Origin of the sequence: Nesterenkonia natronophila (genome assembly GCF_003595215.1) — a bacterium.
Classification (GTDB): Bacteria; Actinomycetota; Actinomycetes; order Actinomycetales; family Micrococcaceae; genus Nesterenkonia; species Nesterenkonia natronophila.
Map to the genome: position 1 here is coordinate 96,376 of NZ_QYZP01000003.1, position 25,452 is coordinate 121,827.

A 25,452-nucleotide genomic window follows, 5' to 3' on the forward strand; every position below is an offset into this window, starting at 1 on the left:
CGCATGTGCGACACTTCAGGCTGGGCTGCTACGAGCACCAGACATGCCCGGGCAGGTCTGAGCCGGCTCATCGAACCAGGAGACCTGCTCGGTCCGCTGACGGTCGAGGTCCTGGGGGCTGAGCAGACACTGGAGCTGATCGCATCTGGAACTGGCCCGACCCCCCAGGAGCAGCAGCGGGTAGGAGAAGCAGCCGAGGCATCCGGGCTCACCGCACGGCAGCGGAGGCTCCCGGCGGCGCTGCAGCGGTGGCGAACCCGCCTGCCGCAGATTCGTGACACACAGATGCTCCGCTCCCTGTACCGCTGCGGTGGCGGACTGCTGATCCCTGAAGATGCCGCGTGGCCGAGACAGCTCAATGACCTGGGGCCCGCCCAGCCCCTGGCACTCTGGTTCCGAGTCGCGGCAGGGGACTCAGATCCGTATTCGCTGGCGCCTGCACGCCTTCCGCAGGCAGGGCGCAGCGTCGCCGTGGTCGGCTCGCGTGAGATGACGGACTACGGGGGGAAGGTCGCCTGGGAGACCGCTCGGGAGCTTGCGGCTCACGGGGTGAGCATCATTTCTGGCGGGGCCTACGGGATTGACGCCGCGGCACACCGTGGCTCGCTGGATGGGGCACAAGAGGATGGCTGGCCGGCACTGGCAGTGTTGGCCGGGGGTGTGGACAGGTTCTACCCGGCAGGAAACGATCGACTGCTGCACGCCATACTGGACCGTGGCATCATTCTCAGCGAAATGCCACCAGGTTCCGCCCCGACGCGGCACCGGTTCCTCCAGCGCAATCGCCTTATCGCGGCCCTGGCCGCGGGCACTGTGGTGGTGGAGGCCCGGTGGCGATCCGGCGCGCTGTCCACTGCCCATCACGCAATGGATATCGGACGGCCTGTGGGCGCAGTTCCCGGCAGTGTGTACTCTGCCAGTTCCGCAGGCTGCCACCGGTTGCTGCGCCACACCCCGGCTCAGCTGATCACCGATGCCGCCGACATTATGGAGCTCGTCGCAGCAGACGGAGCCGATCCCGGGTGGCCACCTGGTCTCCGGCCCGCCGCCTCGGCAGCTGTGACCGGCGACGCTGAGAGCCGGTCCGCTACAGACGGGCTCGGTGAGGTAGACCGCCGGATCTTCGAGGCCCTGCCGGTGCGCAGCACCACGACCCCGAGCAGACTTTCCGAAGCCGCCGGCCTACCGATGCCCCAAGTTCTCGGCGGACTGACCAGATTGGAGAGGAAGAGGTTGGTTCATCGCACTGGTGGAAGGTGGGGGCGCACCGGCCATCAACTGGGCCGCACGTGATCTTCGCTGAGGAGTCTTGCCGTCCCGACCGGCGCGCTGGGCGTGCAGACGCCGCGGGTGTGCCTAGACTTCGAAGCATGGATGAACCGACGGATCCGCTGCTGGAGGAGTTTGTGGCTCATCTGCGCCATCAGCGGCGGCTCTCCGAGCACACAGTGCGCGGCTACACCAGTGACCTCCTGCAGCTCAGTGCACACTCCCACGGTTTGGCCAACCTCCGGCTGGCTTCGTTGCGGACCTGGTTGGCCGACCTGCACGCTGCAGGCCTGGCCCGCAGCACATTGAACCGCAAGACGGCCTCCGCGCGTGCGTTCACCGGGTGGGCCCATAAGCGCGGCCATCTGAACGAAGATCCCGCCGTGAGGCTCCGATCGGCCCCCCGCGGAAACCACCTTCCCGATGTGCTCCAAGCTGGCCACGTTCAGGAGCTGACTAAGGCCGCCCAACACCTCCGTGAAGCTTACGAGCGGATCAGAGAGAGTGACCCCGTCGGGTGGGCCGTGGCGGTCCGTGACGAGGCCATCATCGAGGTGCTCTACGCTACCGGGATTCGCGCTTCGGAGTTGGTGGGATTGGACCTCGGGTCAGTGGAACCGCAGCGCCGCATGCTGCGGGTACTCGGCAAAGGGCGCAAAGAACGGATGGTCCCCTTCGGGATCCCGGCTGAAAAGGCACTGCATAGGTGGTCCCATGAAGCTCGGCAGGTGCTCGCGCACCAGGACAGCGGGATGGCCCTGTTTGTCGGTCGGCGGGGGGCTCGAATTGATGTCCGGGTGGTGCGCCGCGTTGTCGATGCCTCCTTAGCGGCTCTCGGCACCACAGCAGCGCGGGGCCCGCACGCCCTGCGGCACAGTGCTGCGACACATCTGCTAGACGGGGGAGCGGATCTGCGAACTGTGCAGGAAATGCTCGGGCACGCATCCCTGTCCACCACCCAGGTTTACACCCATATATCGGTCGATCGCCTGACCAAAGCGTATGCGCAGGCTCATCCCCGCGCCTGAACAATCCCCGCGGAGGAACCCGCGATTGGCGGTCCCGCAATCGCTCCTCACCTGTTAAGATGTGACAGACGTGCCTTCACAGGTCCAGCAGTCCCGGTCGTAGGGGAAGACGTACCGAGACGCACATGTGGAGGTTGGAAATGTCAGATTATGTGGCCAGGGGTGTCCTGCACATCCACTCGGCGCCCAGCGCGCTCTGCCCTCATGTTGAGTGGGCAGTAGCGTCAGTTGTTGACGCCCGAGTCGATTTCGCGTGGGTTCCGCAACCCGCTGCGCCCGGGACCCACCGTGCCGAGCTGACATGGCAGGGCTCACAGGGGTTGGGCGCCAAACTCGCCTCCGCGTTGCGCTCGCTGGGGCATCTGCGCTTCGAAGCGACAGAGGAGCCCTCCCCTGGTTGCGACGGCTCCCGATGGTCGCACACCCCTGAATTGGGTATCTTTCACGCCACGGTGGACACGGCCGGCAACATCATGGTCTCCGAAGACCGGATTCGTTATGCCTATGAAATGGGGATCGGGGATCCGACAGTGATGTACCAGGAGCTGTCACTGGCTCTCGGTGAGGCGTGGGACGAGGAGCTCGAACCCTTCAGGCACGCTGCCGAGGGTGCTCCGGTGCGCTGGCTCAGTCACGCCGTCTAGGCGCATACTTCGGCCGGCTTCCATGCGCGGAGACCCGCAGCCCCCCAGAGCTGAATCTCAGGCGCTGCGGAATGCGGCGACTGCGTTGTGGCCACCGAAACCGAAGCTCGAGCAGATTCCGACCTGTTGTCCGCTGCCGAGGTCACGTGGGCTGCCCGAGACCACATCGAGCGGGATCTTCGGATCTTGGTTCTCCAAATTAATAGTGACCGGGGCTTTGCGATCTGCCAGAGCCTTGACCGTCAGCACCGACTCCACCGCGCCGGCAGCACCCAACAGGTGGCCCGTCTGCGACTTCGTGGCGGAGACGCAGACAGAGTCCAGGTGCGCGCCGAAGACTGCTTTCATGGCCGTGTACTCGGGGACGTCGCCCAGCGGTGTCGAGGTCGCATGTGCGTTCACATGAGTCACATCTTCTTCGGAGGCCTCAGCTGAAAGCAGGGCTCGGCGCAGCGCGCGAGTAGCGCCCCGGCCCTCCGGATCGGGAGCCGTCAAGTGGTGGGCATCAGAGGTGACTGCACCACCGGCCAGTTCCGCGTACACAGCGGCCCCGCGCGCCTCGGCGTGCTCCTGAGTCTCAATGATCAGCGCCCCGGCACCCTCGCCCATGACGAACCCGTCGCGATCCACATCATAGGGCCGGGAGGCCGCACCGGGATCATCGTTGCGCCGCGACAACGCCTGCATATTGGCAAAGGCTGCGAGTGGCAGCGGATGGATGGCAGCCTCAGTCCCGCCCGCCAGGACCACGTCCACATCGCCGGCGCGGAGCATATCCATGGCCATAATCAGGGCCTCCACGCCGGAGGCGCAGGCCGAGACAGCCGTACGAGCCCCCGCTTGGGCACCGAAGGCCAAGCTGATCGCGCCGGAGGCCCCATTGGGCATCAGCATCGGCACGGTCATCGGGAGCACGCGTCGGGGCCCCTTCTCCCGCAGAGTGTCCCAAGAGTCCAGCAGCGTCCACACTCCACCAATACCAGTGGCGAAGCTGACCCCGAGGCGCTCTCCGTCGAGTTCGACGTCGGTCAGGCCAGCGTCCGCCCAAGCTTCACGGGCCGCGATCATGCCAAGCTGCGTGGAGCGGTCCATCCGCCGGGTCTCCGGACGGGAGATTACCTGTGCAGGTTCCACCGCCACTTCAGCGGCGAACGTCACCGGAAGCTGATACTGCTCGACCCAGTCGTGCTCAAGCGTCTTGGCACCGGCTGTTCCGGCCAGTGCTGCGTCCCAGGTGCTGGTGACATCGCCACCCAGGGGAGTGGTGGCACCGAGTCCGGTGATAACGAGACGTTTCGACATGCAACTTTCCTACCTGCTGAGGATGGAGCGGTCTGCCCGGCGGCTGGGGCGCCATGGGCGTTAAGTGGAGGGTGTGGGGGCCATGGCCCCCACACACCGTGCGACTGAGTGAAAGGAGCGAACTCAGCCGGCAGCGTTGGAGATGTAGTCCACGGCGTCGCCGACGGTGGTCAGGTTCTTGACCTCCTCGTCGGGGATCTTCACGTCGAACTTCTCTTCAGCATTGACCACGATGGTCATCATGGAGATGGAGTCAATGTCCAGGTCCTCGGTGAAGGACTTGTCCAACTGGACTTCGTCAGTCTCCAGGCCGGTCTCCTCCTCCACGATCTCTGCGAGTCCGGCAAGGATTGCGTTCTTGTCAGCCACTAGGGGCTCCTCTCATCTGTGTTTGGTTGGATGTGCGATAAACGTGCGTGTCTAACTTACGGGATTCGGATGACTTGTGCGCCGTAAACCAGGCCCGCTCCGAATCCGATCTGCAGCGCTAGGCCACCGGAAATCTCAGGATTCTCGGCGCGCAGGCGATGCAGTGCCAAGGGAATCGACGCCGCCGAGGTGTTCCCTGCATCTACGATGTCCCGTCCGACCAAAACATGCTCGGGGAGCTTGAGCTGTTTGGAGAGCTCGTCGATGATCCGGATATTGGCCTGGTGGGGAACGAATGCGGAGAGGTCATCTGCTGAAATCCCAGCCTTGTCGAGCGCCTCACCGGCCACCTTCGCCATCTCCCAGACTGCCCAGCGGAAAACGGTCTGCCCGTCCTGCCGCAGGGTGGGCCACCACCGCTGTTCTTGGTCCAGCAGCGTTGTGGCGTCTCCCGAAGTATGAGCATCGAACAGCGCATCACGGAGTCTCAGCAGCGAACTGTCCATGGACACCGCATCCCACTTCTCCCCGTTGGAGCCGATGACTGAGGCCGCGATACCGGGCGTCGAAGAAGGTCCGACGACGACAGCGCCGGCGCCGTCGCCGAGCAGGAAACTGATGGAGCGCTCGTGGTTGTCGATGATGTCTGAGAGTTTCTCCACGCCGACTACCAACACATGCTCAGCGTGGCCGGAGCGTACCAGGGCATCGGCTTGTGCGATCCCATAGCAGTAACCGGCGCAGGCTGCTGAGATATCAAAGGCCGCTGCCGGAGTGGCGCCGATGCGGTGAGCCAAGTCCGCTGCGGCTGAAGGAGTCATGAACGGGTGTGTCACCGTAGAGACGATGACCGAGTCAACCTGCGACCCCTCAATGCCGGCGTCCTTCAGTGCCTCGGCAGCAGCGCCTTCGGCCATGTCCACCACGGAAACGTCGGCGGGTGCTCGACGGCGTGTCACGATGCCGGTCCGCTGGCGAATCCATTCGTCCGAGGAGTCGATCCACTGACAGATCTGCTCATTGTCCACGACGATCGATGGGCGGTACACGCCTAGGCCGAGAACGGTGGTGGCCTCGGCTGCTGTGGTGGGGTTCAGGGTGGCGGTCACTGTGTGTCTCTTCAGTCGGGGGCTTCAGGCGGTGTGTTCTGCAATGAATTCAGTGGCGGCGCTGATGTCCTCGGGGGACTTCACAGCGCAGGTCTTGGTACCTTTCAGGCCGCGTTTGGCAAGACCTGTGAGAGTTCCACCCGGGAGCAGTTCAAGGATGCCGGTGACCCCGGCATCCTGCATCGATTTCATGCAGGCGTCCCAGCGCACGGGCCGGGTGACCTGGTCGGTGATCCGATCCAGGATCTCCGCAGCGGAGTGAACCGCGGCGCCGTCCCGATTAGAAAGCAGCTTCACCGCGGCATCTGCGGCGCCGGTGGACTGGGCTGCGGCGGCCAACGCTCGCTGAGCCGGGGCCATGTATTGGGTGTGGAAAGCTCCTGCCACTTTCAGCGGGATGGCGCGGGCACGCGGAGGAGGGTTGGCGCAGAGGTGGTCAATGGCATCCTGCGCGCCAGCGGCCACAATCTGCCCTGCACCGTTGATGTTTGCCGGTGTGAGGCCAGCGGACTCAATGGCATTGAGCACGTCTTCCTCCGCGCCACCGAGCAGCGCGGCCATCCCAGTGGACTCTGCGGCGGCAGCATCAGCCATTGCCGCGGCGCGTACGGAGATGAGCTCCAGCGCCTGCTGGGCAGACAGCGAACCGGCCAGCGCAGCTGCCGGGATCTCACCCACAGAGTGTCCGGAGACCAGCACCTTCTCGCCCATCTCCGACAGCCGTTCCGATGTCAGGCCGAGCGCATCAGCGCTGAGCAGCGAGCAGGCCACAATGAGCGGCTGCGCCACCGCCGTATCGCGCAGGGTTTCCCCATCAGAGGTGGTGCCGTGGGCGAGCAGATCCGTGCCCGCGTACCCGGAATATTCGGCAAGCAGCGCAGAGGCGGCGTCGTCGTTCTCCAACCACGGGGTCAGAACCCCCGGAGTCTGGGAACCTTGTCCCGGGCATACGATAGCTAGCACACGGTCCACCTTTCCATCACCTGGGCTTTCCTGCCCCCATGCAGGCAGACGACATCGCCGGGGCGAACTTGTAGGTACTCTACAACGGCTGCGATGGGGCGTTCTTCCTCACAGCCGACCGAGTGCGAGTGCCGTGTGGAGAACATAGGCGTCCCGGGGCTCCATGGGGTCCCAACCGGTGACTTCGGTGATGCGCTTAAGGCGGTAGCGGACCGTGTTGGTGTGGACGAACAGCTCGCGGGCCGTAGCTTCTAAAGAGTGCCCGCCGGTGACATAGGCATCGACCGTCTCCAGCAGACCGTGCCCGGCGGCCTGCAGAGGTGCGCAGATCCCCGTGGTGAGTGCTTCCTTGGCGTGCGGGTCGCCCGCAAGCGCCCGTTCCGGAAGAAGCTCCTCCGCTGCTGCCGGCCGGGGGGTTCGGCTCCAGGCAGGCGCCGCGGAACAACCCGCAAAGGCAGACTGGGCGCATCGGGCAGCCTTGGCGATCGGACCCTCATGCTGTGCGTAGACCACTGGGCCCTCGCCGAAGTGCGACAGGACTCGGGACAACCCCTGTTCTAAGCTGGTGACCCCGCCCAGCAGCAGAATCAGTCGGTCACCCTGAACTCCCACCACGGCGTCTCCGGCGAAGCGGACGCACTGCCGCCGCAGGTGAGACAGGAAGACGGCATCTGCCGGCTCGGGAGCAGGCCCCACCACGACGACGACGCCGGCTCCAGACTTCCAGCCCACTGCCGCGGCTCGGGAGGCGATCTGCTCGGCAGGTTCGGCTCGCAGTACAGCATCCACCAGCAGAGCCTCCAGCCGGGAGTCCCAGGCGCCGCGGGACTCGGCCGCTCGGGCGTAGACGTCCGCGATTGCGAACGCGACCTCGCGTGAGTAGCGCAGCACAGCTTCCAGCATGGGAGGCTGGTCGGGCTCCGGCATCAGGCCAGGGAGTCGCGCTTCCACGGCGTCGACGATGGTGCGAATCAGTTGCAGTGCGCGCTGCAGGCTGATGGTGCGCATGAGATCCGTCGGAGCCGGCCCCAGCAGTTCGTTGACCAGTGGGAGGGACCGGGCGGCAGGGTCCTGTAGCCAGTTGGCCAGCCCAGCAATCCCGCGCTGGGCGATGAGCCGCAGGGAGGCGCGCTCTTCGGTGGAGAGCTGGTTGTACCACGGCAACTTGGACTCCAGGTGCTGCCCCACCTCAGTCGTCAGCTGACCGGTGTGTCTGCGGAGCACCTCTAGCGCCTCCTTGGAGACGTGCACTGTTTTGGGCAGCGACCCGGTGTCAACACTCATATCGTCACACCCTACGTTGTGGGGTGTCTACAATCCGAAGTCTACGCGTCTCCTCCTGTGGTGCCGGAGGTTCCAGCGTTAGGGTCGGCCAGGTTGTACTTCTCCATGGCCTCGGTCGCCTCCTTGGTCTTGCCCAGCATCTGCAGGGCCCGGACCACCATAGAGTGCGCATCGATCTTGAAGTGTCGGCGTGCCGCCGCCCGAGTGTCTGAGAAGCCGTAGCTGTCAGCGCCCAGTGTGGCGAACGGGTTGGGCAAGAACTGGCGGATCTGGTCCGGGACTGCCGCAATATAATCGGTGGTGGCGATGATCGGACCCTCGGCGCCTTCCAGCTGCTGAGCGACGAACGGCACCTCCGGCTCCCGCTCGGGGTCCATCATGCTGTCCTGTTCGACCTGCAGTGCTTGGCGACGCAGCTCACTCCAACTGGTCACCGACCACACATCCGCTGAGACGGACCAGTCCTCAGCCAGCAGCTGTTGGGCCTCCAGCGCCCACGGCACAGACACTCCCGAGGCCAGCAGCTGGGCCTTGTTGTCTGCGCCACTGTCAGCGCTGAGCTCGGAGGCCCTCAGCTTGTAGATGCCTCGCTTGACGCCTTCGAGGTCCAGATCCTCGGGCTCTGCAGGGTGCGTGACGGGCTCGTTGTAGACGGTGATGTAGTACATGACGTTGGGATCGCCGTCGTGATCTCCATACATCTCGTATAGACCGTTCTCCACAATATGGGCGATCTCGTAACCGAACGCCGGATCGAAGTGCTTCACGGCGGGGTTGGTGCTGGCCAGCAGGGGGGAGTGGCCGTCTGCGTGCTGCAGCCCCTCTCCAGTCAGGGTGGTGCGCCCAGCGGTGGCACCGATGATGAAACCGCGCGCCATTTGGTCCGCGGCGGCCCAGAACGAGTCACCGGTGCGCTGGAAACCGAACATCGAATAGAAGATGTAGAACGGAATCATCGCCTCGCCGTGGGTGGCATAGCTGGTTCCGGCTGCAGTGAACGCTGCCGTAGCCCCGGCTTCGTTGATCCCGGGGTGCAGCAGCTGCCCCTGCGCGGACTCCTTGTACGCCAGCATCAGCTCTCGGTCGACCGACAGATAATTCTGTCCCTTGGGGTTGTAGATCTTCGCGGTCGGGAAGAACGAGTCCATTCCAAAGGTGCGGGCCTCGTCGGGCACGATCGGTACGATGCGGTCGCCGAAGTTCTTCTCCCGCATCAGATCCTTCAGCAGCCGAACGAAGGCCATGGTGGTGGCTGCCTGCTGCTTGCCGGAGCCCTTCTTAGCCCCAGCGTAAGCTTTCTCGCCAGGCAGCTTGAGGGTGTTGGTCGGCACTCTGCGCTCCGGAATGGCTCCGCCGAGCTTCTCACGCCGCTGGCGCATGTACTCGATCTCGTCGGCGTCCTCCCCGGGGTGGAAGTAGGGGACCTGATAGGGATCTTCTTCAATCTGCTCATCCGAAATCGGGATGCGCAGCGTGTCGCGGAAACGCTTGAGGTCATCCACCGTCAGCTTCTTCATTTGGTGGGTCGCGTTGCGACCCTCGAAGCTCGGACCCAGTCCGTAACCCTTGATGGTCTGGGCCAGAATCACGGTCGGCTTGCCCTGAGTCTCCACCGCGGCCTTGTAGGCGGCGTAGACCTTCTTATAGTCGTGCCCTCCGCGCTTGAGCCCCCAGATCTCATCATCGGACATCTCTGCGACCATCTCTTTGGTCTTAGTGGAGCGTCCGAAGAAGTGCTCGCGCACAAAGGCGCCGGATTCGGCCTTATAGGTTTGGTAGTCACCGTCGAGCGTCTCGTTCATGATCCGAACGAGCTCGCCGCTGTCGTCCTGCTCCAGCATGTGATCCCATTCGCGACCCCACAGGACCTTGATGACGTTCCAGCCGGCGCCGCGGAAGAAAGCCTCCAGCTCCTGAACAATCTTGCCGTTGCCGCGAACCGGGCCGTCCAGGCGCTGCAGATTGCAGTTGATGACGAAGTGGAGGTTGTCCAGCTTCTCATTCGCAGCAAGCTGAAGCAGGCCGCGCGACTCCGGCTCATCCATCTCACCGTCGCCCAGGAACGCCCACACATTCTGCTCTGAGGTGTCTCGGATCCCCCGGTTCTGCAGGTACCGGTTGAACTGCGCCTGGTAGATCGCGTTCATCGGTCCCAGGCCCATCGACACTGTCGGGAACTGCCAGAACTCGGGCATGAGGCGGGGGTGTGGATACGAGCTGAGCCCATACGGGGCCTTAGAGACCTCCTGACGGAATCCGTCCAGGTGTTTCTCCGTCAGCCTGCCCTCCAGGAAGGCGCGGGCATAGTTGCCGGGTGAGGAGTGCCCCTGGAAGAAGATCTGATCGCCGCCGCCGGGATGGTCGACGCCGCGGAAGAAGTGATTGTGACCGACTTCGTAAAGCGTCGCGACGCCGGCATAGCTGGAGATGTGCCCGCCGACACCGATGTCCTCGCGCTGAGCCCGGTGCACCATGATCGCGGCGTTCCAGCGCAGCAACCGCCGATATTTGCGCTCCATCTCCTCATCACCGGGGAACTCCGGCTCCTGATCCACAGGAATGGTGTTGACGTAGTCGGTAGTGGTGACCATCGGCACGCCGATGGACTTGGCCCCGGCTCGCTGCAGCAGCGCGCGGATGATGTACTCTGCTCGCTCAGTGCCGTGGGCCTCCACCAGCTGATCGAGCGAGTCGATCCATTCGCCGGTCTCTTCTGGGTCCATGTCCGGAAGCTGGTCGATCAGACCGCTTCGAATGTGGGATGTCTCTTCGCCAGCGCTCACAGTAAGCACCTTTCTGACGTTGTAGTACCGGCCCCGCGGTGGCAGAACCAATGTTCGAGGTGATGATCCGTGCCGCGTGGGTGGCGGACAGACCCAGTGTGGAATTGCAACTCTACCGGTTCATGATGTGTCGCACTTTCCGCTCAAGGGGAATCCCGCGTAACGTTGGCATCGTGGGACTGAACAAGGATGCCGCCACCAATGTTGTCGACAACAAGAGCCTGCTGGAGGAGCTCGGCCTGAAGGCCGATGCCCTGGTGCAGGAGATAGGTGTCGACAGCGACGTTGACGATGCCCTCCGGGATGCTTTGGACGACCTTCTTGACGAGCCTCTCATCGATGAGGACGAGCAAGAGGTCGTCGATGCTGTGCTGCTGTGGTTCCGCTCCGGTGAGGACCTCACCGACGCGCTGCTCGACGCACTGACCACCCTGGAGGAGGGCGGGTCCGTGTGGCTGATGACCCCACGCTCCGGGCGTGAGGGTTATGTGCCGCCGGTAGAGATCCAAGATGCGGCGACAGACGCGGGACTCCACGTCACCTCCTCCGCCGGTGTCAGCTCTGACTGGTCGGCCAGCCGGCTGGTGCACCGCAAGACCTGGTCCTAGGCGGCACTGCCGTGGATGCCGCATCATGCGGCCCGGCCCCGGGGGATGAGGTGCCCGATTTCGCTCTGCGTAACCAGTACGGGGAGACCGTGCAGCTGGAGCATTTGAGCGGTACTCCCAGCGTGCTGATGTTCTACCCCTTCGCGTTCAGCCGCGTCTGCAGTGCTGAGCTCACTGAGATCCGCGAGGGCTGGTCAGAGATCTCCGCGCTGGGAGTCAGGTTCTGCGCTATCTCCAGCGACAGCGTGTACACCCTGCGGGCCTACGCGGAGGAACTGGGGGAGGTGCACTTCGATCTGCTCAGCGATTTCTGGCCCCATGGGGCTGTGGCGAAAGCTTTTGGAGCCTTCGATTCCCAGAAGGGCTGTCCGCGCCGAGTAACGTTCGTCCTGAACGACCAGCTTCACCTGCACCGGCGGATCGCCGCAGACTTCACTCAGTCCCGCGACCTGGCCGAGGTGCTGACCGCGGTGCGTGAGATCCACCAGCTCTGAGCACCCCGGTAGGATCAGACCATGCCGCCCAGAGCTTCCCGCCGCACGCCCTCTGAAGGGCCGGACTTCCGCACGGTGGAGCCGGCGGCGCTCATCTTGCTCAAAGGCGCTGAAGACTATGTGGCCACCCGCGCTCTGGACCGCGTTCGGGCTGTGCTGAAAACCCAACATCCCGACCTTGAGTACACCAGGATGGACGTCTCGGAGGCCACCCGCGGGGAGTTGGCCACCCTCGCTTCACCGTCGCTGTTCGGCGAGCCGAGACTCATTTTGGCTGAAGATCTTGCTCATATGAACGAGATCTTCCTCGAGGACATGCTCCGTTTTCTGGAGGAGCCGGCTGACCCGGACGTGACACTGGTTTTCCGTCACAGCGGAGGCAACCGGGGCAAGAAACTCACTGATGCGCTCAGTGCACTGGGCGTCGTCGTGGACTGTTCAACGGTCAGGAGCGACAACGACAAACTCGACTTCGTTCGTAAGGAGTTCCGCGCCGCCCAACGGACCATCCATCCTGAAGCAGCGAGGGCCCTAGTATCAGCCGCCGGCTCCACACTGTCTGACCTCGGCAGCGCATGCCAGCAGCTGATGCGAGACGTCCCTGAGGACATCACGGCCGAGCACGTCGACAAGTACTTCGGCGGTCGTGTGGAGGCCTCAGCGTTCAAGGTCGCTGACGCCACCTTCGCCGGCCGGGGAGAGTCAGCGCTGCGACTCTACCGCCACGCCATCGCCACTGGTGTCTCACCTGTGGCTGTGACTGCCGCATTGGCTATGAAGGCCCGGCAGGTGGCCGCTCTGGTGGATCACCGTGGGGCCCAAACAGAGTTGGCCCAGACGCTGAAGATGGCGCCGTGGCAGCTGAAGCAGGCCGCTGAGATAGCCCGCCGGTGGGGCCCACGCGAAGCCGCCGATGCGGTGGAGGCTGTGGCTCAGGCCGACGCCGAGGTCAAAGGCGTCTCAAGAACCCCGCAGTACGCAGTGGAGAAAGCCATCTCACGCATCACGACCCACCTGTCCTGATGTGGGGGAGCGAAACCGCCGAAATGCGGTGTGTCTGCTAGGATATGGTGCTAGTGTCCGGGGTCGATGAAGGCCCCTGCGCTGTCCGGCGACGGCAAACAGCACGCTGAGCTCATGGGCCCCTCTACCTGAAGAGCCCAGCGTGAATCGCCAAGGTGCCCCACACCACTGAAGACTTCCGTCGTCGCCGCGCCCCTATCGGGCGTCAGGACAGTGCTCGCCATAACAAGCACAAGAAGCTAAGGAACTCATTCGTGGCAAATATCAAGTCTCAGAAGAAGCGCATCCTCACCAACGAAAAGAGCCGCCAGCGCAACCAGGCGGTCAAGTCAGACATCAAGACCGCGATCAAGAAGGTCCACACCGCCGTTGAAGCCGGCGACAAGGACGCAGCTGTGATCGCCAACCGCGAGGCTAGCCGCAAGCTGGACAAGGCTGTCTCCAAGGGCGTCATTCACAAGAACCAGGCCGCCAACCGGAAATCCGGCATCGCGCATCTGGTGCAGTCGGTCTGACCCGACACTCCAGCAGGGGCCTCGCACGTGAAACCGTGCGGGGCCTTAGCTTTATGATGGACTGACCCCTATGCGAAGGACGGATTGAACACGTGAGTCCGAAGGCCAGCACGCCACTGGTGCCCGCTCAGACCTCCCCCCGCGCGATCCGCAACTTCTGCATCATCGCGCATATCGACCACGGCAAATCCACCCTCGCCGACCGGATGCTGCAGCTCACCGGAGTCGTAGAGCCCCGCCAGATGAAGGCCCAGTACCTGGACCGGATGGACATCGAGCGTGAGCGCGGCATCACCATCAAGTCGCAGGCGGTGCGCATGCCCTGGGATTACCATGGCGGCACCTACGCCTTTCACATGATCGACACCCCCGGGCACGTTGACTTCAGCTACGAGGTCTCCCGATCCTTGGCCGCCTGCGAAGGGGCCGTGCTGTTGGTCGACGCAGCCCAGGGCATCGAGGCGCAGACTCTGGCGAACCTCTACTTGGCCATGGAGCACGAACTGGCGATCATCCCGGTGCTCAACAAGATCGACCTCCCGGCGGCGATGCCGGACAAGTACGCCGAAGAGCTGGCCCACCTCATCGGTTGTGAGCCGGAGGACGTTCTGCGGGTCTCTGGGAAGACCGGAGAGGGAGTCGAGGAGCTGCTGGACCGGATCGTTGACGAAGTCCCCGCGCCAGTGGGCGAGGCTGAGGCCCCGGCGCGGGCCATGATCTTTGACTCCGTGTACGACACCTACCGCGGCGTGGTCACGTTCGTGCGCGTCACCGATGGAAAACTCGGCCGTCGCGAAAAGATCAAGATGATGTCCACCGGAGCAACCCACGAGCTTCTTGAGATCGGGGTTTCGAGCCCTGAGCCGGAAGCTACTGACGGTCTCGGCGTCGGCGAGGTGGGCTACCTGATCACCGGCGTGAAGGATGTGCGGCAGTCTAAGGTCGGTGACACCGTGACCTCAGCGGCCAAGCCGGCGTCGTCGATCATCGGTGGTTATCAGGAGCCCAAGCCGATGGTTTTCTCGGGGCTCTTCCCACTTGACGGCTCAGACTTCCCAGTGCTGCGTGAGGCGTTGGAGAAGCTTCAGCTCAACGACGCCGCACTGAACTTTGAGCCCGAGACCTCAACTGCTTTGGGCTTTGGATTCCGGGTAGGCTTCCTGGGACTTCTGCACCTCGAAATCACCCGGGAGCGTCTGGAGCAGGAGTACAACCTGGATCTGATCTCCACCGCGCCGAACGTCATCTACCAGGTGAAGGACGAATCCGGAGAGTCGCATGAGGTGACCAACCCGTCGGAGTTCCCAGACGGAAAGATCGACGAGATTCGCGAACCCATCGTGGACGCCACGATAATCGTGCCCGCAGAGTACATCGGTGCAGTGATGGAACTGTGCCAGGCTCGTCGCGGTTCGATGGACGGGATGGACTATCTCTCAGAAGAGCGCGTGGAGATCCGCTACACCATGCCGTTGGCGGAAATCGTGTTCGACTTCTTCGACCAGCTGAAATCCCGCACCAAGGGGTACGCCTCACTGAACTGGCAGGCTTCCGGGGACCAGGCGGCCGACCTGGTCAAAGTGGAGATTCTCCTGCAGGGCGACAAGGTCGACGCCTTCAGCGCCATCACGCACCGGGACCACGCATACGCCTACGGGGTGAAGATGGCCTCCAAGCTCAAAGACCTCATTCCTCGTCAGCAGTTTGAGGTCCCGATCCAAGCAGCTATCGGGTCCCGAATCATCGCCCGGGAAAACATCCGCGCCATCCGTAAGGACGTCCTTTCCAAGTGCTACGGCGGAGACATCAGCCGCAAGCGCAAGCTGCTGGAGAAGCAGAAGGAGGGCAAGAAGCGGATGAAGATGGTCGGCACCGTGGAGGTTCCGCAGGAAGCCTTCATCGCCGCCCTGAGCTCGGACGAGGGCAAAGCCAAGGAGAAGGCCAAGAAGTGACCCGGTTCGTCGCGCCATTGAGGGGCCATGCCGTCCGCATTGCCGCTGGGTGATCCCGTCCCCACAGATGGCAGCTTCCCTTCCGAGGTGCGGGCAGCGCTGCCCTCCCGGGCCCATAGGCCCTTTGGGCTCTACGTGCACATTCCCTTCTGCGCGGTGCGCTGCGGGTACTGCGACTTCAACACATATACGGCCGCTGACCTGGGCCCCGGGGCGTCTCGCCAGTCGTACCCAGAGACCGTTGTGGGTGAGCTCGAGTTTGCGCGAAGAACGCTCGACACGGCCGACGCACCGCAGCGGCCGCTCTCCACAGTGTTCTTCGGAGGAGGCACCCCCACGCTGCTGCCAGCCGAAGATCTGTCGCTGATTCTCCGGGCGGCACAGGAGCTCTTCGGCTTCGCCCCTGAGGCTGAGGTGACCACTGAGGCGAACCCCGACACCGTCACCGCAGAATCAGTGCAGGTGCTTGCTGAAGCCGGGTTCACGCGGCTGAGCTTGGGCATGCAGTCGGCCGTGCCCCACGTGCTGAAGACCCTTGACCGCACCCACGATCCGCAGAACGTGCCGACAGCGCACGCGGCTGCGCGTGCAGCGGGGCTGGAGACCTCTTTGGACCTCATCTACGGCGCTCCGGGAGAGTCGCTCGAGGACTGGAGCCGCAGTCTTGAGACCGCCGTGGCGCTCCAGCCGGACCATATCAGCGCGTACTCGCTGATAGTGGAGGACGGAACGGCCATGGCGGCGCAGATCCGGCGCGGCGAACTGGCTGACATCGACCCTGATGACCAGGCGGACAAGTATCTGCTGACAGACCGGCTGCTCTCCGCGGCGGGCTACCAGTGGTATGAGGTCTCGAACTTCTCGCAGGGAGTCCAGACCCGGTCCAGACACAATCTCAACTACTGGCAGGACTCCGACTGGTGGGGCGCGGGGCCCGGGGCGCACTCGCATCTCGCGGGGATGCGTTGGTGGAACGTGAAGCACCCGGCGCCCTATGCCCAACGAGTGCAGCAGGGAGTCTCGCCCGGCCACGGTCGGGAGATTCTGGATGCCGAGGCGACGGTCTTGGAGTACCTGATGCTCCGGCTGCGGATCGCAGAGGGGCTCGACGTGGCCGAGTTCAATGCCCTGCCGCAGATTGGCCAAGGCGGCGGAACACCCATTCAGGACCGTCACGTGCGGCAGCTCGTCGATGAGGAGTTGGCGGATGCCGCTGCCGCGCGCCCGTCGGAGAAGTTCCCTCAAGGAAGAATTGTGCTGACCTTGAACGGGCGGCTGCTTGCCGATGCAGTGACCCGCCGCCTCGCTGCATGAGAACAACCCTATAGGGTTATATTCGCCTCTTATAACCTGTTATGGTTATTTCATGTCCTACACCGCACCTGTCGCTCTGATTGTTGATGTCATCGGTTCCCGAGGCCACGCCGATCGGAATGAGGTACAGCGCTCCGTAGAGGACGCACTGGAACACATTGGCCAGGCGGTGCCGCCCACCCAGGAGTTCCGCGCCACGGTGGGAGATGAGTTCCAAGCTGTGTACGCCTCACGCAATGCAGCACTGCGTGCCACACTCTTTGCAGGTCTGCTGCCCCAAGACGGCCCGCTGCTGCGCTTCGGCCTGGGGGAGGGTGAAATCGGTGGGGTGCCAAGTCGGACCTCCGAACGCATCGAAGACGGCCCAGGATGGTGGAATGCGCGAGAAGCTATAGAGGCCGTGGCCTTCCAGCAGCGACGGTTCTCCTTTCTGCGCAGCTGGTACATCAGCGGCGCTCCTGAGCAGGATGTGGCGGTGAATGCCTACCTGCTGACCCGGGATCAGCTGCTGGACGGGCTCAGTGTCCGTGCCCGGGACTATGCTCGGGGTGTGGCTCAGGGCGCGAACCAGAAACATATCGCAGCTGAGCACGGGGTCTCACAGCCCGCCGTGTCCAAACTCCTGCGGGAGTCCGGGGCAGCAACTCTCATCGAAGGCTTCAGAATGCTGTCGTGAACAGCGCGGAAAGGGGGCACGGCAGTGCTGCTGTTGGCGACGACTCTGATCATCATCGGCTTGGGCGACATTCTGAGGTCGCTGCTGCGCGGAGGTGCCTTCCTCACCCTGGCAGGGCTCGTCGGCGTTTCCGCTCTGGTGATTCTGGGCACAGGGGCACTGACCGGCCTTCCCTGGTGGGCAGTGGGGCTGAGTGTGCTGCCGGCCCTGCTGTGGTTTTGGACGGTGTCAGTGCAACCAGATGCCCCCACACGATCCGTCCGGGAGACGGCACCTAAGGTCCTGGGCTTTGTGCTGATCAGTGGGGTCATCACCGTAATGGGCGACACTGAGGCTATTGCCGGAGAGGCGCTTCGAGTGCCCACTGTGGGGCGGTTCGACACGGAACTCGCAGTCTTGGCGGCGGGCCTGACACTGTTTCATGTGGTCAGTGCCAACGCACTGGTGCGCTTGGCGCTCAGTGCAGAGCAGCACGGCCGCAGCGCGCCAGAGTCGGAAATGCTGGTCCGCAAACCACAGCTCAAAGGGGGGCGTTGGATAGGGCCACTGGAGAGGATCACGCTGACCGGTCTGCTGGTGGCCGGGGCCTATCCGGTCGTGGCTGGCCTGATCGCGGCCAAGGGAATCGTAAGGTTCCCTGAGATGCAGGAAGATCGTGCTGAAGGCAATAAGGCGGAGTATTTCCTCGTAGGCAGCTTCGTGAGCTGGACCATTGCGATCATCGCAGCCGGTCTGCTCTGGAGCGTAATCTGACCCGGTTGGTTCAGCGCACCAGGCGGAGGTTCAGCGGGTACCGGTACGGACGCCCCTTATTGCACTCTGAGCCGCCGATCAGCCCGGAGATTGCCATATAGGCCCAGACAATCACTCCGCTGATGCCAGCCACGGCAGCGATAGCGGGAATGAACGCCAGGCCGTAACAGATCAGCACGATGATAGTCAGCGGGAGCGTAAAATTCAGCGCCTCTTTGGACTCTTGGGCGGTGAATGGTCCACGCTCTCGCAGCAGCAGGTAGATGATTAGCGAGGGGATACAGCCGGCCACAGCGCCGAAGTGCGAAATCATCGCCCAACGGCTGTCTTCCTCGCGGCTCAGCATGGGCGCTGGCTCGGAGGGTCGAGTGCCGCCGGCAGCGGCCCTCTGTTTGCCGTTCTGTGTTGTCACTGGGCTTCTCGTGCCTTTCTGGGGTTCCTAGTGTCGCGATCCAAGTGGTCTCATCATAGGGCGCACACCTTAAAGCAGGCTGACTCTCCCGGGGTGTGTTCCTGCCGCTGTGGCGGATTCAGGGCACCGTGACAAAGTCGATCAGTTCCTCCACTCGGCCCAGCAAACTCGGCTCGAGATCGGCGTAGCTGCGGACTCGGCCCAGGATCCGCTTCCATCCGTGGGCAATGTCCCGCTGGCTCGATGCCGGAAGCCCAAGGGCCTGCAGTATGCCGATCTTAATGTCGGTCCCACGCGGAATATCCGGCCAGGCACGCAGCCCCACCCGCTCGGGCTTAACCGCCTGCCAGACATCCACATATGGGTGTCCCAGCACCAAGACATTGCCGGCCGCCCCTGCCTGCTGGATCGTCTCCGCTGCAATCCGCGACTCCTTGGAGCCAGGGACTAAGTGATCGAGGAGAACGCCGATCCGGCGTTCGGGGCCGGGCTGGAATTCCCGAACCGCAGAGACCAGGTCATCGGCACCGTGCAGGGGTTCCACCACAATGCCTTCCTCCCGGAGGTCCTCACCCCACACCTTCTCCACCAATTCAGCGTCATGGGTGCCTTCCACCCAGATGCGTGAAGCGCGGGCGGTACGCGCCCGTGGTGGAGTGGCGGCTGCGAACGAGCCCGAGGCGGTGCGCTGCGGACCCGTTCGGCGCGCTGTGCGGACCGGGGCAGTCAGCTCCACCGGCTCCTCATCGACCACAAAGCCGAAACCCAGGGGGAAGGCCCGTTCTCTGCCGTCGTAGTCACGCAACCGCACCACCTTCATGCCACCGGAGGCTTCGACACCTACGACGACGCCGACCCAGCCCGAACTCCGCTCTTCGACCTCCATGCCCGAGGCTGCGGGGACTTTGCGAAGCGCGCGCTGTTGGGAGCGTCGCCGTGCTGAAACGTCCTGGGCTCCCCAGGAGCCCCAATCGGTGGGAAAAGGTGTACTCATGACTGACATTGTAGAATTAGCAGTCGAGTGTTGAGAGTGCCAGGAGGTTCCATGTCCGATACCAGTACCAGGCGACTGCAGGTGCTGCGCGCGATCGTGGAGGACTACGTCCAAACTCGGGAGCCTGTGGGCTCGAAAGCGCTCGTGGAGCGGCGCAGCCTGGAGGTCTCTCCGGCGACCATTCGCAATGACATGGCGCAGCTGGAGGAGGAGGGGCTGATTGTGGCGCCCCACACTTCCGCCGGGCGCATTCCCACCGACCGCGGTTACCGGTTGTTCGTGGACCGCATCACCGAGGTTCGTCCACTGTCTCGAGCAGAACGCCGTGCCATGGACATTTTGGCTGAGACCGCAGATGATCCCGACGCCACCATGGAGCAGACCGTTCGCCTGCTCGCGATGCTCACCAACCAGGTGGCAGTCATTCAACACCCGCAGCACACCTCGGCCACTATCCGGCACGTTGATGTGGTTCCAATGTCCGCACAGAAAGCATTGGTCATTGTGATTCTCTCCACAGGGAAAGTGGAGCAGCGGATGGTCACACTGGCGGAGACGCCGGACGAAGACGCGCTGCACCGAATCGGTCTGAAGGCCTCGGAACAGCTCTACGGGCGCTCAGCGTCGGCGGTGCCGATAGAGGTGAAGACTCTGATCTCCGTCGTCGAACCAGCCCTGCAGCCAACTATGGCCGTGGTCGCCCACGCGGTGGAGACCATCTTGGAGAGTGGACGTGTGGATCGCATCATCATGGCTGGTACTGCTAACCTCGCCAAGTCGGGTGGCGACCTGGGGCCATCAATCGGACCGATCCTCGAAGCACTTGAGGAACAAGTTGTGCTGCTGCGGCTGCTGCACGAAATGCAGCATGACAGGCGCGGACTTTCAGTGCGGATCGGCCAGGAGACCTCCCACGAATCGCTGCAGGACACTGCGGTGGTGGCCGCCGAGTACGCTACTGGGAAATCCGGCGGCGACGGTGCCAAGCTCGGCGTCGTCGGTCCCACCCGCATGGACTACGGCTCCACGATGTCTGCCGTGCGCGCCATGGCACGCTACCTGTCCAGAATACTTTCCGAAGGATGAGAACCGCACCAAATGCCAACTGACTACTACGAGGCGCTGGGCGTTGACCGCAGCGCATCCACTGAGGACATTAAGAAGGCCTACCGCAAGAAGGCGCGGCGGCTGCACCCCGACGTCAATCAGTCCGACGACGCCGAAGAGCAGTTCAAAGTGCTCGGGCGTGCCTACGAGGTGCTCTCCGACCCACAGAAGCGGCAGAGCTATGACACTACCGGTGACCCCAATGGGCGTCCGGCTGGCTTCGGCGGCGCAGGCGGCGGCTTCGGCGGATTCGGGGACATCTTCGAGACATTCTTCGGCGGCGGTTCCGCCGGGCCGGCCTCCCGCACACGCCGCGGACAGGACTCGCTCATCCGCGTGCGCATCGACCTGCGCGACGCAGTTTTCGGCGTCACCAAAGAGGTGGAGGTGGAGACCGCCGAGACCTGCTCGGTGTGCAACGGCTCATGCATGCGGCCCGGCACCTCGCCAACCACCTGCCCCGACTGCCACGGAGCCGGTCAGACCCAGCGGCCGATGCGCTCCATCCTAGGGACCGTCATCCAGACCCAAACCTGTGCGCGCTGCTCCGGTTTCGGCGACATCATCGAGGACCCCTGCCAGGAATGTGACGGCCAGGGGCGTGCCCGTGAGCGGAAGACGCTGAAGGTCAAAGTCCCCGCCGGGGTGGACAAGGGCAACCGGATACACCTGGCCGGGGAGGGCGAGGCTGGCATCGCCGGAGGCCCCGCCGGTGACCTTTTCATCGAGATCGACATCCGATCGCACAGCGTGTTCACACGGCGAGGCAACGACCTCCACGCCACCGTCAACGTCCCCATGACTGCTGCAGCACTGGGCACCCACGTCACGCTGGAGACCTTCGACGGTGACGAGAGTCTAGAGGTAAGGCCGGGCACCCAGTCCGGCGAAGTGCTCACACTGCGGGGCAAGGGCGTGACCCACCTACGGGGTATGGGTCGCGGAGACCTCAAAGTCCACCTCAAAGTGGAGACTCCGAGCAAGCTTTCCGAGAAGCAGAAGGAGCTGCTGCGGATGCTGGCAGAGGAGCGGGGCGAGAAGCAGGGTCAGTCCAGCACTGAGCACAAAGGAATGTTCGCCAAGCTTCGCGAGGCGTGGGAATCGGTGTGACCGCACCGCTGTTCCACTTGGATCCGGGTTCACTCGATGCAGCAGAGCCTGGATCCACCATCCGGGTCGCGGGACCTGAGGGGCATCACGCAGCGACCGTCATGCGGCTCGGTGCAGGAGAGGCTGTCCAGCTCTCCGACACCCAGAACCGCCGAGTCGGCGGCGTCGTCCTCAGCGCCGATGCCGGGGAGCTCAGCGTGCAAGTGCGGACTGTGCATGACGAACCCGTTCTGCGGCCGAAGCTGGTGCTGGTGCAGGCTCTGGCCAAGGACAAGCGAGACCTCCAGGCCGTGGAGTCCGCCACAGAGCTCGGAGTGGAGGCGATCATCCCCTGGGAGGCTGACCGTTCCGTGGTCAGGTGGAAGCCCGGCCGCGAGGCCAAAAAGCATGCCGAATGGCTCAGCACTGTGCGCAGCTCCGCCAAGCAGACGCGCCGCACAGCGATCCCTGAGGTGCGAGACCTGCACACCACCGCCCAGTACTGCCGGCTGGTCCAGCAGAGCCCGGGAGTGGCAGCAGTGGCCCTCCACGAAGTCGAAGAAACCTCGCTGCGCACCGCGCTCACCAGCGCCGGGGTGCTCGACGCTGACCCTGGCATAGAGGAGCTTCACCTGGTGGTGGGTCCCGAGGGTGGAATTAGCGACCAGGAGCTCACACAGCTGGCTGATGTCGGAACACTGAGCGCGCGTCTGGGGCGGACGGTGCTGCGTACCTCCACGGCCGGGCCCGCTGCGGTCGCGGCAGCCCAACTGCTGCTGGGCCGGTGGGACTGGCCGTAGGCAGGTCGAGCGAACCCACGTATCCTAAGAGGACCGACACAACAACCAAGCGAGGCATCACATTAGCGAGACTGTCACCCCCACATTCGTTGAGCGCGAGGTTCACTTCGCAGACGCCGAGACCATGTTCCGCACTCTCGGAGTCCAGGACATGGCGCTTCGGATCCTCGCCGGTCTCTACCCGGAAGCGAGCATTGGTCTCCGCGACCAGCTCATCACCGTCTCTGGGGCGGCCAACGATGTCCATCCGATGGTGGAGATTCTCACGCAGCTGAAGACTCTGGCCGCCTCCGGTAACACGGCCACCGAGGAGATCGTCGAACAGATCGCGACCATGGTCCGCGCACAGGATGCGCCGACCAGTGCCCGCATGGTGGCCACGAACATCCTGTCCCATCGCGGTCGCACGATCAGGCCCAAGACCAGCAACCAGCAGACGTACGTGGAGACGATTGACGAGTCCACCGTCATCTTCGGAATCGGCCCCGCAGGCACGGGAAAGACCTATCTGGCGATGGCCAAGGCGGTGCAGGCGCTGCAGGCCAAGGAGATCAAACGGATCATTCTCACCCGCCCCGCCGTCGAGGCGGGTGAAAAGCTCGGATTCCTCCCCGGGTCGCTCCATGACAAGATCGACCCGTACTTGCGCCCGCTCTACGACGCGCTCTACGACATGATCGAACCCGAATCGATTCCGCAGCTGATGGCTGCCGGGACGATTGAGGTCGCCCCCTTGGCCTATATGCGCGGTCGTACGCTCAACGACTCGTTCATTATTCTGGATGAGGCGCAGAACACCACCGCCGAACAGATGAAGATGTTCCTGACACGCTTAGGGTTCAACTCCAAGGTCGTGGTCACTGGCGACATCACCCAGGTGGACCTCCCGCGCGGCACCGATTCGGGTCTGCGCACCGTCTTGGACATCCTCGAAGGTGTAGACGATATTTCAATTACCCGGTTCGGCTCCCAGGACGTGGTCCGTCACGAGCTCGTGGGACGGATCGTCGATGCGTATGAGAAGCACCAGAACGCCCAGCTGTCCAAGAGTGCACCGGCACACAGAGGCGGTGGCAAGCGCCGATGACTGTGACCGTCGACGACGCCTCCGCCAGTCCGTTCATCACTGCCGAGCAGTGTGCTGAACTGGTGGACCTCGCAGCATTTCTCTACGCCGAGCTGCATCTCGCAGCCGAGGTCGAGCTCGCTGTCCGACTTGTGGACCAGCAGGAGATGGAGCAGCTGCACCGTCAGTGGATGGGCTTTCCCGGGCCCACCGATGTGCTGAGCTTTCCCATGGATGAGCTCACTCAAGGTTCAGCTGAGGCTCCAGTGCGCACCGGAGTGCTGGGTGACGTCGTCCTCTGTCCCGCGGTGGCCGCAGCTCAAGCGCATGCGGCGGGCCACTCCGTAGCCGATGAGCTTCTCTTGCTCACCACGCACGGAATTCTGCATCTGCTCGGATACGACCACCACACCGCGGGGGAGCGGGCTGAGATGTTCGGTCTGCAGGCTCAGCTGTTGGAGAAGTACCTGGGCCGGCCCGGACCCGTGCCGACCGCTGCGGAGGAGACTCAGGCGTGATCACCGCACTGCTGATCAGCGGCGCCGTCGCTGCAGCGGGTCTGGTCTTTCTGTTGTCCACGGCAGAGGCCGCATTCATCAGGCTGACCCGCAAAGAAGCCGAGGACATTGCCGCGCGGCACGGGTCCCGCTCGGTGGAGCACATACTCGAACAGCCGGTTCCACATACTCTTGCTCTCCAGATTTGGCGTTGGGTTCTGACCACGGTGGCCGTCGTGCTCGTCACAATCTCGGCTGTTCAGCTGACAGGTGACGTTGGATTCGGTGCGGTGCTGGCAGGCACGGCGCTGGCGATGATCGGCGTGCTATCCGCGGCCGTGTCGCCGCGGAAGATCGGGCGGGCCCATCACCTCAGCCTGGCCTCAGCGACGGCCCGCATGGTGCGCGGGTTGCGGCTCTCCTTGGGGCCGCTGCCAGCGTGGCTGGCAGCGGTGGGTGCAAAGATCATTCCCGGCACGGCTGGCGATCAGGGCTTCTTCGACGACGACGAGCTGCTGGAGTACATCGCTCGGGCCAATGAGTCGGATGTCATCGAAGACTCAGAGGCGGAGCTGATCGAATCCGTGTTGGACATGTCCACTACGCGAGTTCGGTCGGTGATGGTACCGCGCACAGACATGGTGACCATCGAGGCTGAGGCGGACCTCGATGAGGCGATGACACTTTTCCTGGGCTCAGGGTACTCGCGCATGCCGGTCACCCGGGGCTCGGCAGATGACATCACCGGCATGGTGTACCTCAAAGATGTGGCCTACTTAGAGCACATGCTCAGGATAGGGCGCGCCCCCTCCGCCTACGCCGGAAGGACCTCGTCCTCGATACGGGTGGAGGAGCTGCAGCGAGACGTTCGCTACGTTCCGGAGTCCAAGTCAGTGGGAGAGTTTCTGGAGGAGCTGCAGCGCGAATCTACCCACGTTGCGATCGTCATCGACGAATATGGTGGGACTGCCGGTCTGGTGACCATGGAAGACCTCATCGAAGAATTGGTGGGTGAAATCGTTGACGAGTACGACCGTGAGGATGCGGAAGTGGAGACTCTGGAGGACGGTGTGCTTCGGCTGTCCGCGCGAATGAGCATCGACGACTTCGCCCAGGAGTTCGGACTGGACCTGGACCATGAGGAGGACGTAGACACCGTCGGTGGTCTGTTGGCCAAGATGCTGGGCCGCGTGCCAATCGCCGGCTCCGAGGTGGAGATCGACGGGGTTGTCCTGCACGCAGACCGGCTCGGTGGCCGCCGCAACCGCGTCACACATGTGCTCGCCTGGGAACATGAAGATCGCCGCGGCGCCCGCGGCGGGGTCGGAACGGGAGATGAGGATGATGCCACCCGGGATGACCCTGACCGAGAGACCGCCGAGGCTTCCAGATAGGTGGATG

Annotated in this window: 25 protein-coding genes; 17 read left to right on the plus strand and 8 right to left on the minus strand. The window is 63.8% G+C overall.

Going from position 1 to position 25,452, the window contains the following annotated elements:
• Window positions 1-3 precede the first annotated feature (3 nt).
• The 3 genes from D3250_RS09465 to D3250_RS09475 all read left to right on the plus strand — a co-directional run bounded on the left by D3250_RS09465 (window position 4) and on the right by D3250_RS09475 (window position 2,941).
• Window positions 4-1,293: a DNA-processing protein DprA gene (locus D3250_RS09465; protein WP_119903155.1), complete on the plus strand. Its 1,290-nt coding sequence runs from the start codon at window positions 4-6 to the stop codon at window positions 1,291-1,293.
• A 77-nt stretch (window positions 1,294-1,370) separates the two neighbouring features.
• Window positions 1,371-2,297 carry a tyrosine recombinase XerC gene (locus D3250_RS09470; RefSeq protein WP_119903547.1) on the plus strand — a complete coding sequence of 309 codons (927 nt, stop codon included), beginning with the start codon at window positions 1,371-1,373 and terminating at the stop codon, window positions 2,295-2,297.
• A 140-nt stretch (window positions 2,298-2,437) separates the two neighbouring features.
• On the plus strand, window positions 2,438-2,941 hold the full coding sequence (locus D3250_RS09475; RefSeq protein ID WP_119903156.1) for a DUF3145 domain-containing protein: 504 nt from the start codon (window positions 2,438-2,440) through the stop codon (window positions 2,939-2,941).
• 57 nt (window positions 2,942-2,998) lie between these two features.
• Here D3250_RS09475 and fabF read toward each other — a convergent pair whose 3' ends face one another.
• The 6 genes from fabF to aceE form a co-directional block, all read right to left on the minus strand.
• Window positions 2,999-4,243 (minus strand): beta-ketoacyl-ACP synthase II, encoded by a 1,245-nt coding sequence (gene fabF, locus D3250_RS09480; protein ID WP_119903157.1) that lies wholly within the window; start codon window positions 4,241-4,243, stop codon window positions 2,999-3,001.
• A 123-nt stretch (window positions 4,244-4,366) separates the two neighbouring features.
• Window positions 4,367-4,612: an acyl carrier protein gene (locus D3250_RS09485; RefSeq protein WP_119903158.1), complete on the minus strand. Its 246-nt coding sequence runs from the start codon at window positions 4,610-4,612 to the stop codon at window positions 4,367-4,369.
• 56 nt (window positions 4,613-4,668) lie between these two features.
• A complete protein-coding gene (locus tag D3250_RS09490) occupies window positions 4,669-5,721 on the minus strand; it encodes a beta-ketoacyl-ACP synthase III (protein WP_119903159.1) in 1,053 nt (350 codons plus the stop codon).
• 24 nt (window positions 5,722-5,745) lie between these two features.
• The gene (locus D3250_RS09495) at window positions 5,746-6,684 is read right to left on the minus strand and encodes an ACP S-malonyltransferase (RefSeq protein ID WP_119903548.1); all 939 of its coding nucleotides are present in this window, start codon (window positions 6,682-6,684) and stop codon (window positions 5,746-5,748) included.
• Between the two features lie 108 nt (window positions 6,685-6,792).
• Window positions 6,793-7,968, minus strand: coding sequence for a PucR family transcriptional regulator (locus D3250_RS09500; protein WP_119903160.1), 1,176 nt, complete (start codon window positions 7,966-7,968; stop codon window positions 6,793-6,795).
• Between the two features lie 41 nt (window positions 7,969-8,009).
• Window positions 8,010-10,751, minus strand: coding sequence for a pyruvate dehydrogenase (acetyl-transferring), homodimeric type (gene aceE / locus D3250_RS09505; RefSeq protein ID WP_119903161.1), 2,742 nt, complete (start codon window positions 10,749-10,751; stop codon window positions 8,010-8,012).
• 173 nt (window positions 10,752-10,924) lie between these two features.
• Between aceE and D3250_RS09510 the strand changes: the two genes are divergently transcribed.
• From D3250_RS09510 to D3250_RS09545, 8 genes are all read left to right on the plus strand, one after another.
• Window positions 10,925-11,359 (plus strand): DUF3052 domain-containing protein, encoded by a 435-nt coding sequence (locus D3250_RS09510; protein ID WP_225973260.1) that lies wholly within the window; start codon window positions 10,925-10,927, stop codon window positions 11,357-11,359.
• Between the two features lie 11 nt (window positions 11,360-11,370).
• On the plus strand, window positions 11,371-11,853 hold the full coding sequence (locus tag D3250_RS09515; RefSeq protein ID WP_158583120.1) for a redoxin domain-containing protein: 483 nt from the start codon (window positions 11,371-11,373) through the stop codon (window positions 11,851-11,853).
• Window positions 11,854-11,874: 21 nt separating this feature from the next.
• Window positions 11,875-12,876, plus strand: coding sequence for a DNA polymerase III subunit delta (gene holA / locus D3250_RS09520; protein WP_119903163.1), 1,002 nt, complete (start codon window positions 11,875-11,877; stop codon window positions 12,874-12,876).
• 254 nt (window positions 12,877-13,130) lie between these two features.
• Window positions 13,131-13,391 carry a 30S ribosomal protein S20 gene (gene rpsT, locus D3250_RS09525; RefSeq protein ID WP_119903164.1) on the plus strand — a complete coding sequence of 87 codons (261 nt, stop codon included), beginning with the start codon at window positions 13,131-13,133 and terminating at the stop codon, window positions 13,389-13,391.
• Between the two features lie 92 nt (window positions 13,392-13,483).
• Complete coding sequence (gene lepA / locus D3250_RS09530) at window positions 13,484-15,343, plus strand: translation elongation factor 4 (protein ID WP_119903165.1); 1,860 nt, start codon at window positions 13,484-13,486, stop codon at window positions 15,341-15,343.
• A 27-nt stretch (window positions 15,344-15,370) separates the two neighbouring features.
• A complete protein-coding gene (gene hemW, locus D3250_RS09535) occupies window positions 15,371-16,657 on the plus strand; it encodes a radical SAM family heme chaperone HemW (RefSeq protein WP_119903166.1) in 1,287 nt (428 codons plus the stop codon).
• Between the two features lie 52 nt (window positions 16,658-16,709).
• Window positions 16,710-17,333 (plus strand): SatD family protein, encoded by a 624-nt coding sequence (locus tag D3250_RS09540; protein ID WP_119903167.1) that lies wholly within the window; start codon window positions 16,710-16,712, stop codon window positions 17,331-17,333.
• A 24-nt stretch (window positions 17,334-17,357) separates the two neighbouring features.
• The gene (locus D3250_RS09545) at window positions 17,358-18,086 is read left to right on the plus strand and encodes a type III PLP-dependent enzyme domain-containing protein (protein ID WP_119903168.1); all 729 of its coding nucleotides are present in this window, start codon (window positions 17,358-17,360) and stop codon (window positions 18,084-18,086) included.
• A gap of 10 nt (window positions 18,087-18,096) precedes the next feature.
• Here D3250_RS09545 and D3250_RS09550 read toward each other — a convergent pair whose 3' ends face one another.
• Both D3250_RS09550 and D3250_RS09555 read right to left on the minus strand, forming a co-directional pair.
• The gene (locus tag D3250_RS09550; protein ID WP_225973261.1) at window positions 18,097-18,498 is read right to left on the minus strand and encodes a DUF4870 domain-containing protein; all 402 of its coding nucleotides are present in this window, start codon (window positions 18,496-18,498) and stop codon (window positions 18,097-18,099) included.
• A 118-nt stretch (window positions 18,499-18,616) separates the two neighbouring features.
• Window positions 18,617-19,492 carry a DUF3097 family protein gene (locus tag D3250_RS09555; protein ID WP_119903169.1) on the minus strand — a complete coding sequence of 292 codons (876 nt, stop codon included), beginning with the start codon at window positions 19,490-19,492 and terminating at the stop codon, window positions 18,617-18,619.
• A gap of 51 nt (window positions 19,493-19,543) precedes the next feature.
• Between D3250_RS09555 and hrcA the strand changes: the two genes are divergently transcribed.
• From hrcA to D3250_RS09585, 6 genes are all read left to right on the plus strand, one after another.
• Window positions 19,544-20,578: a heat-inducible transcriptional repressor HrcA gene (gene hrcA / locus D3250_RS09560; RefSeq protein ID WP_119903170.1), complete on the plus strand. Its 1,035-nt coding sequence runs from the start codon at window positions 19,544-19,546 to the stop codon at window positions 20,576-20,578.
• A 12-nt stretch (window positions 20,579-20,590) separates the two neighbouring features.
• Entirely contained in the window at window positions 20,591-21,709 is a 1,119-nt protein-coding gene (dnaJ, locus tag D3250_RS09565; RefSeq protein WP_119903171.1) for a molecular chaperone DnaJ, read from the plus strand.
• Window positions 21,706-22,488 carry a 16S rRNA (uracil(1498)-N(3))-methyltransferase gene (locus tag D3250_RS09570; protein ID WP_119903551.1) on the plus strand — a complete coding sequence of 261 codons (783 nt, stop codon included), beginning with the start codon at window positions 21,706-21,708 and terminating at the stop codon, window positions 22,486-22,488. The genes dnaJ and D3250_RS09570 overlap by 4 nt, the downstream gene beginning before the upstream one ends.
• Window positions 22,489-22,549: 61 nt before the next feature.
• A complete protein-coding gene (locus D3250_RS09575; RefSeq protein ID WP_225973306.1) occupies window positions 22,550-23,575 on the plus strand; it encodes a PhoH family protein in 1,026 nt (341 codons plus the stop codon).
• On the plus strand, window positions 23,572-24,072 hold the full coding sequence (gene ybeY, locus D3250_RS09580; protein WP_119903173.1) for an rRNA maturation RNase YbeY: 501 nt from the start codon (window positions 23,572-23,574) through the stop codon (window positions 24,070-24,072). Before D3250_RS09575 ends, ybeY begins: the two co-directional genes overlap by 4 nt.
• A complete protein-coding gene (locus D3250_RS09585) occupies window positions 24,069-25,445 on the plus strand; it encodes a hemolysin family protein (protein ID WP_119903174.1) in 1,377 nt (458 codons plus the stop codon). Before ybeY ends, D3250_RS09585 begins: the two co-directional genes overlap by 4 nt.
• The last annotated feature ends 7 nt before the right edge of the window (window positions 25,446-25,452 follow it).